Here is a 7,569-nt window from a genome sequence, read left to right as displayed (position 1 = left end):
GCTCTTGAGCGTCCTCCCCCCCTGGCCCGCCCCCGCCCGCCCCCCCGCCCCCATCCCGTGGGTGGGGGGCGCTCCCCCCGGGCGGCGCGCCCCCCGGGGGCCCCCGCGCCCCCCCCCCCGCGCCCGCACCCTGCTCCTCCCCGCCGCACTGGGCGAGATCCACATCCAGGGCCCCGCGGACGTCCTGATCGGCTACGTCCCCGACCTGGACCGGGACATCCGCGCCCCGCTCCTCGCCGCCGGCCACGGCCCGGCCGCGATCGCCGCCCTCGGTGAGGGGCTCGGTCCGCGGTAGCGGGCCCGTGACAATCGGGACGGATCCGTAGCAGGTCCGCAGGACAACGGATGCGGCAGGTGGCGGGTCATACGGGGGGCAAGGGCAGAAGCCCGCGCACCCGACCGGGAAAGCCGGGGGAAACCGATGGGGGAGACCATGCAGATCCGTAACCGAGGCATCCGTACGACCGTGGCCGCGCTGGCGGCCGTCGCCGGTGTCGCCGCAGCCGCCGTGCCGGCCGTCGCGGCCACCGCACCGGCCTCCGACACGCCCCGGTTCCTGGAGCCGGCCGAGCTGCCGCCGCACCCGACCTCGCCCTGGTACGCCGGTCCGGTCACCGCCGGCCAGCCCGACCCGCTGCCGATGTGCGTGGGTGACGCGCTGCCGTCCATCACCACGCACCGGGAGTACTGGACGGAGTTCGACACGAGCGCCCAGCAGCTCACGGTCGAGGGACGCAGCGAGCAGTGGGCGAAGGACTTCGCGGCACTGCTGCGCAAGGACCTCGCCGGCTGCGCGAAGAAGCTGATGCAGCAGGACCCCGACATCACGGCGACGCAGAAGTACTACGGCAAGCTGAACGTCGAGGAGGGCGCCGACGTCTACGGCATCCACACCGCCTCCGCCTGGGGCTCCTCCGACATCGGCCTCTTCTCGGTCGGCCGTGACGGCGCGACCGTGACGATCGTCCGCTGGAGCCAGATGGGCAATTTCCAGCACGCCCAGGTGGCGGACTTCAAGGCCACGACGGTGACGGCGGTGAACAAGCTGTACTGACGGCTCAGCCCCGGGGCGGCTCGGTGGGGGCGTCGTACACGAGGAGCCCGTCGTCGCGAAGACGGGCTCCCGGTGTCGGCGTATGGGCACTGAGGCGCCCGTCGTGCATGAGGTGCCGGGCGGGCACACCGCGGGCGAGCACGGCGAAGTCGGCGATCAGACGGCGGTGACAGCGCCACCAGACCGCCTCGCTGCACATCACGGCGGTACGGGTGTCCGAGGCCTCGCGCAGCAGGCGGTCCATCGCGGCGACGAACTCGGGGGACCGGGTGTGGGCGGCGTAGCCGCGGAAGGACTCGTTGCGCCACACGACGTCCGGACTGTCCGCGGGCAGCGGCCGGAACCCGCCGAGGTCCGGTTCCCACCGGTAGGCGACCCCGGCGGCGGGCAGCCACTCGGCGAGCCGCTCCCGCAGCAGATCGGGATTCCGGCGGCTCCCGGGAGCCGTCCGCACATCCACGACGGCCGCGACACCGGCCTGCCGCAGCAGCTCGGTGATCCGCTCCCGATCGGCGGTGCTGTGCCCGAACGTCAGCAGTCGTGCGTCCACAGCGTGCCGAATTTCCCGTTCCGGCGGACGCACACATGAGGGACGCCGGTCAGATGTCCCGGAAGATCTCGATCTGCGCCCCGATCGAGTTCAGCCGCTCCGCCAGGTCCTCGTACCCCCGGTTGATGACGTACACGTTGCGCAGCACCGACGTGCCCTCGGCGGCCATCATCGCCAGGAGGACGACGACCGCGGGGCGCAGGGCGGGCGGGCACATCATCTCGGCGGCGCGCCAGCGGGTCGGGCCCTCGACCAGGACGCGGTGGGGGTCCAGCAGCTGGAGCCGGCCGCCGAGGCGGTTGAGGTCGGTCAGGTAGATCGCGCGGTTGTCGTAGACCCAGTCGTGGATGAGGGTCTTGCCCTGGGCCGCCGCCGCGATGGCCGCGAAGAACGGGACGTTGTCGATGTTCAGGCCCGGGAACGGCATGGGGTGGATCTTGTCGATCGGCGCCTGCAGCTTGGAGGGCCGGACGGTGAGGTCCACCAGCCGGGTGCGGCCGTTGTCGGCGAAGTACTCGGGCGTGCGGTCGTGGTCGAGGCCCATCTCCTCCAGGACCGCCAGCTCGATCTCCAGGAACTCGATCGGCACCCGGCGCACCGTCAGCTCCGACTCGGTCATGACGGCCGCCGCGACGAGGCTCATCGCCTCGACCGGGTCCTCGGACGGGGAGTAGTCCACGTCCACGTCGATGGTGGGCACGCCGTGCACGGTGAGGGTGGTCGTGCCGATGCCGTCGACCTTGACGCCGAGGGCCTCCAGGAAGAAGCACAGGTCCTGGACCATGTAGTTGGAGGAGGCGTTGCGGATGACCGTGATGCCGTCGTGCCGGGCGGCGGCGAGCAGCGCGTTCTCGGTCACCGTGTCACCGCGCTCGGTCAGCACGATGGGACGGTCGGGGCGGACCGAGCGGTCCACCACGGCGTGGTACTGGCCTTCGGTCGCCGCGAGGTCGAGACCGAACCGGCGCAGCGCGATCATGTGCGGCTCGACGGTGCGGGTGCCGAGGTCGCAGCCGCCGGCGTACGGCAGCTTGAACTGGTCCATGCGGTGCAGCAGGGGACCGAGGAACATGATGATCGAGCGGGTGCGGCGGGCCGCGTCCGCGTCGATCGCCGCCATGTCCAGCCCGGCCGGCGGCACGATCTCCAGGTCGACACCGTCGTTGATCCACCGGGTGCGGACGCCGATGGAGCCGAGCACCTCCAGGAGGCGGTACACCTCCTCGATGCGAGCGACGCGGCGCAGCACCGTGCGCCCCTGGTTGAGCAGTGAGGCGCACAGCAGCGCCACGCACGCGTTCTTGCTCGTCTTCACGTCGATGGCACCGGACAGCCGGCGCCCGCCGACCACCCGCAGATGCATCGGACCGGCGTAACCGAGTGACACGATCTCGCTGTCGAGGGCTTCCCCGATGCGCGCGATCATCTCAAGGCTGATGTTCTGGTTGCCGCGCTCGATCCGGTTCACGGCGCTCTGGCTGGTGCCGAGCGCCTCGGCCAGCTGCGACTGGGTCCAGCCCCGGTGCTGCCGAGCGTCACGGATGAGCCTGCCGATGCGTACGAGGTAGTCGTCTGCCATGTGGTTGAGGTTATCTCAGATATGAGATGAGGTCCGACCGGGGGGTCCATTCGAGTGACGGGACGTCAATCGCCCCCCGCGGGTCTCAGCGTCGCTTGGCGGTGTGTGTGCGCCGCCAGCCGAAGGGTCCGGGCAGATCCATCGAAGTCGTACGGCGTCCCGTGCTGCTGCGGGTGTGTCGAGGGCCGTTCTTTCCGCCGCCGGTGGTGATGGACCAGGAGCGCTTGTTGATGTTCAGCCGCACTCCCGGCAGGATCCGGAAACTCTTGCGGAACGTGAGCGGCATGCCTGACTCCTCTCCGTGTCGTGTGGATACCGGGTTCGGATACCCGGGATGAGGGCGCACATGACCCAGCGGAGTGCGGCTCGCAGTGCCGGACCTGGAAGCCGAGGGGGAGAGCCGCTGAGAGGTATGCGCTGAGCGGGCGGTGATACTCGGTGGGAAGGGATGGGAGGCCGTCCGGGCCGGGGCGGTGGGGGAGTGTGGGCCTGAGGTAGGACACGATCAGGTGTGCGTCCGAGATCACGAGGTGCCCGCCGGGGCGCAGCACGCGCGCGAACTCCGCCAGTACGGCCGCCAGATCGGGGACGTGTGTCAGTGCCAGCGCGCAGACGACCGTGTCGACCGCATGGTCGGGAAGCGGTAGCCGATGCAGGTCGGCCTCGTGAAAGGCGACGTCCGGCAGGCGCTTGCGTGCCTGGGCGAGCATGTCCGGTGAGGCGTCGACACCGATCACCTGGTGGCCGAGCTGGTGCAGATGGGCGGTGTGCCGGCCGGTGCCGCAGGCGGCGTCCAGTGCCGTGCCGGCGGGCAGACCGTCCAGGATGCGCCGGACGACGGGCTGCTCGATGTCGATCATGTCGTTGCCGGGGGCGTCGTAGTGCGGTGCCCAGGACCGGTAGACCTCGGCCGTGCTGATCGCGCCGGGGACGGCTGTGACGGTCTCGGCCCGCGCGAGTGCGGGAGTGTCCAGCAGTCGGCGGATCTCGGCGATCCGGGCCTCGACGAAGGCCCGGTCGGCGCTCCCCTCCTTGATTCCGCGCAGCAGGGCGGCACCCTCCACGCCCAGCAGATAGCCAAGAGGGCTCAGACAGGTCATTCCGGGACGGTACTGACGCGTGATGTCAGGGCACCAGCGGTTTTCACGGCGTCTGCCAAGGCTTCACCGGGACAGGAGGGTGCCGGGGCATGACCAACCGGCCCGGGTGTATTAGAGTTATCTCGACATCGAGATATCTGCCGAGGAGCACCGCAGTCGCCACCCCCGGTAAGGGTTACCTAACTTAGCCTTACCTTAGCGGATCGGTCGAGATGCCGGGGCGGCACCACGCGGCGGCAGCCGCATATGGTTCGCGGTGTGGTGGTACGCGCACATCAATGAAGGAGACTGTCGTGTCGGCGAACAGCTTCGACGCCCGCAGCACGCTGCAGGTGGGCGACGAGTCGTACGAGATCTTCCGGCTGGACAAGGTGGAGGGCTCGGCCCGCCTTCCGTACAGCCTCAAGGTCCTGCTGGAGAACCTGCTCCGCACCGAGGACGGCGCGAACATCACCGCCGACCACATCCGTGCCCTCGGGGGCTGGGACTCGCAGGCCCAGCCGTCCCAGGAGATCCAGTTCACGCCGGCCCGCGTGATCATGCAGGACTTCACCGGCGTTCCCTGCGTCGTGGACCTCGCGACCATGCGTGAGGCCGTGAAGGAGCTGGGCGGCGACCCGGCCAAGATCAACCCGCTGGCGCCGGCCGAGCTGGTCATCGACCACTCCGTCATCGCCGACAAGTTCGGCACGAACGACGCCTTCAAGCAGAACGTCGAGCTGGAGTACGGCCGCAACAAGGAGCGCTACCAGTTCCTGCGCTGGGGCCAGACCGCCTTCGACGAGTTCAAGGTCGTCCCCCCGGGCACCGGCATCGTCCACCAGGTGAACATCGAGCACCTGGCCCGGACCGTGATGGTGCGGAACGGCCAGGCGTACCCCGACACCCTCGTCGGCACCGACTCGCACACCACGATGGTCAACGGCCTCGGCGTCCTCGGCTGGGGCGTCGGCGGCATCGAGGCCGAGGCCGCCATGCTCGGCCAGCCGGTCTCCATGCTCATCCCGCGCGTCGTCGGCTTCAAGCTGACCGGTGAGCTGAAGCCGGGCACCACCGCCACCGACCTGGTGCTCACCATCACCGAGATGCTGCGCAAGCACGGCGTCGTCGGCAAGTTCGTCGAGTTCTACGGCGAGGGCGTCGCCGCCACCTCCCTGGCCAACCGCGCCACCATCGGCAACATGTCGCCGGAGTTCGGCTCGACCGCCGCGATCTTCCCGATCGACGACGAGACGATCAAGTACCTCAAGCTCACCGGCCGTTCCGAGCAGCAGCTCGCCCTCGTCGAGGCGTACGCCAAGGAGCAGGGCCTCTGGCTGGACCCGAAGGCCGAGCCGGACTTCTCCGAGAAGCTGGAGCTCGACCTGTCGACGGTCGTGCCCTCGATCGCCGGCCCGAAGCGCCCGCAGGACCGTATCGTCCTGGCCGAGGCCGCCCAGCAGTTCGCGACGGACGTCCTCAACTACGTCGACGCGCCCGTCGCCCAGCAGGCCGCCGCCTCGGCCTCCCCGGTCGACGAGGCGAGCGCCGAGTCCTTCCCGGCTTCCGACGCCCCCGCCTACGGCAACCAGGAGAACGGCGCCGGTGCGCCGCAGCACGCCGACGGCACCGGTGCCGCCGTTCCGTCGAACCCGGTCACCGTCACCGCCCCCGACGGCTCGACCTACGAGATCGACCACGGCGCCGTGACCGTCGCGGCCATCACCTCCTGCACCAACACCTCCAACCCGTACGTCATGGTCGCCGCCGCCCTGGTGGCCAAGAAGGCGGTGGAGAAGGGCCTGACCCGCAAGCCGTGGGTCAAGACCACCCTCGCCCCGGGCTCCAAGGTCGTCACCGACTACTTCGAGAAGTCGGGCCTGACCCCGTACCTCGACAAGGTCGGCTTCAACCTCGTCGGCTACGGCTGCACCACCTGCATCGGCAACTCCGGCCCGCTGCCGGAGGAGGTCTCCAAGGCCGTCAACGACCACGACCTCGCGGTCACCTCGGTCCTCTCCGGCAACCGGAACTTCGAGGGCCGGATCAACCCCGACGTCAAGATGAACTACCTGGCGTCCCCGCCGCTGGTCGTGGCCTACGCGATCGCCGGCTCCATGAAGGTCGACATCACCCGTGACGCCCTGGGCGTCGACCAGGACGGCAAGCCGGTCTACCTCAAGGACATCTGGCCCTCCGAGGCCGAGGTGAACGACGTCGTCGCCAACGCCATCGGCGAGGACATGTTCTCCAAGTCCTACTCGGACGTCTTCGCGGGCGACGCCCAGTGGCAGGCGCTGCCGATCCCGACCGGCAACACCTTCGAGTGGGACCCGCAGTCCACCTACGTCCGCAAGCCCCCGTACTTCGAGGGCATGACGATGGAGACCACCCCGGTCTCCGACATCTCCGGCGCTCGCGTGCTGGCCAAGCTGGGCGACTCGGTCACCACCGACCACATCTCCCCGGCCGGTGCCATCAAGGCCGACACCCCGGCGGGCAAGTACCTCACGGAGCACGGCGTCGAGCGCCGCGACTTCAACAGCTACGGCTCGCGCCGCGGCAACCACGAGGTCATGATCCGCGGTACGTTCGCCAACATCCGCCTGCGCAACCAGATCGCGCCGGGCACCGAGGGCGGCTACACCCGCGACTTCACCAAGGCCGACGCCCCCGTCTCCTTCATCTACGACGCCTCGCGCAACTACATCGAGCAGGGCATCCCGCTGGTCGTCCTGGCCGGCAAGGAGTACGGCTCCGGCTCGTCCCGCGACTGGGCCGCCAAGGGCACCGCGCTCCTCGGCGTCAAGGCCGTCATCGCCGAGTCCTACGAGCGCATCCACCGCTCGAACCTCATCGGCATGGGCGTCCTGCCGCTGCAGTTCCCGGAGGGCCAGTCGGCCGCGACCCTCGGCCTGACCGGTGAGGAGACCTTCTCCTTCTCCGGTGTCACCGAGCTCAACAACGGCACCACCCCGCGCACGGTGAAGGTCACCACCGACACGGGCGTCGAGTTCGACGCGGTCGTCCGCATCGACACCCCCGGCGAGGCGGACTACTACCGCAACGGCGGCATCATGCAGTACGTCCTGCGCAGCCTGATCCGCAAGTAAGCGGACCAGTCGGCAGACGGCAGTCCGACGGCCGCGTCCCCGGGGAACCGGGGGCGCGGCCGTCGCCGTCGAAGGAGGGCGAGGAGCCCCGGGGCTCGGTCGCCGTCGGCGCGGGGGCATCGCCGGGGCGGTGTCGGAAGCACGGGTGGTGGACGGGGTACGAACCTGACGCAGGTGGCGCCCACCGCCCCGCT

The 7,569-nt window shown here is 70.0% G+C and carries 5 protein-coding genes and 2 pseudogenes; 3 read left to right on the top strand and 4 right to left on the bottom strand.

Features of this window, described 5'->3' with window-relative positions:
• Positions 1-295 (top strand): annotated as a pseudogene (locus ABZ016_RS26680) (hypothetical protein); the annotation flags it as partial.
• A 126-nt stretch (positions 296-421) separates the two neighbouring features.
• The gene (locus ABZ016_RS26675) at positions 422-1,054 is read left to right on the top strand and encodes a hypothetical protein (RefSeq protein WP_356919222.1); all 633 of its coding nucleotides are present in this window, start codon (positions 422-424) and stop codon (positions 1,052-1,054) included.
• A 4-nt stretch (positions 1,055-1,058) separates the two neighbouring features.
• Here the strand turns inward: ABZ016_RS26675 and ABZ016_RS26670 are convergent, their stop codons facing one another.
• The 4 genes and pseudogenes from ABZ016_RS26670 to ABZ016_RS26655 form a co-directional block, all read right to left on the bottom strand.
• Positions 1,059-1,604, bottom strand: coding sequence for a DUF488 domain-containing protein (locus ABZ016_RS26670; protein ID WP_356919221.1), 546 nt, complete (start codon positions 1,602-1,604; stop codon positions 1,059-1,061).
• Between the two features lie 49 nt (positions 1,605-1,653).
• Positions 1,654-3,183 carry a UDP-N-acetylglucosamine 1-carboxyvinyltransferase gene (locus ABZ016_RS26665; protein WP_356919220.1) on the bottom strand — a complete coding sequence of 510 codons (1,530 nt, stop codon included), beginning with the start codon at positions 3,181-3,183 and terminating at the stop codon, positions 1,654-1,656.
• A gap of 85 nt (positions 3,184-3,268) precedes the next feature.
• The gene (locus tag ABZ016_RS26660; protein ID WP_356919230.1) at positions 3,269-3,469 is read right to left on the bottom strand and encodes a DUF4236 domain-containing protein; all 201 of its coding nucleotides are present in this window, start codon (positions 3,467-3,469) and stop codon (positions 3,269-3,271) included.
• Positions 3,470-3,704: 235 nt separating this feature from the next.
• Positions 3,705-4,283, bottom strand: a pseudogene (locus ABZ016_RS26655) (class I SAM-dependent methyltransferase); the annotation flags it as partial.
• A 293-nt stretch (positions 4,284-4,576) separates the two neighbouring features.
• Here ABZ016_RS26655 and ABZ016_RS26650 point away from each other — a divergent pair.
• The gene (locus tag ABZ016_RS26650) at positions 4,577-7,375 is read left to right on the top strand and encodes an aconitate hydratase (RefSeq protein WP_356919219.1); all 2,799 of its coding nucleotides are present in this window, start codon (positions 4,577-4,579) and stop codon (positions 7,373-7,375) included.
• Positions 7,376-7,569 lie beyond the last annotated feature (194 nt).

This window comes from Streptomyces sp. NPDC006372, from assembly GCF_040612515.1.
Lineage (GTDB): Bacteria > Actinomycetota > Actinomycetes > Streptomycetales > Streptomycetaceae > Streptomyces.
Note: the sequence above shows the minus strand (reverse complement) of the source record. Positions and strands in the feature narration are given on the sequence as shown.

What these genes read in the sequence shown, in the direction of transcription:
- ABZ016_RS26675 (WP_356919222.1), top strand. Translation starts at nt 422, where the DNA reads ATGGGGGAGACCATGCAGATCCGTAACCGAGGCATCCGTACGACCGTG.
- ABZ016_RS26665 (WP_356919220.1), bottom strand. Translation starts at nt 3,183, where the DNA reads ATGGCAGACGACTACCTCGTACGCATCGGCAGGCTCATCCGTGACGCT.
- ABZ016_RS26660 (WP_356919230.1), bottom strand. Translation starts at nt 3,469, where the DNA reads ATGCCGCTCACGTTCCGCAAGAGTTTCCGGATCCTGCCGGGAGTGCGG.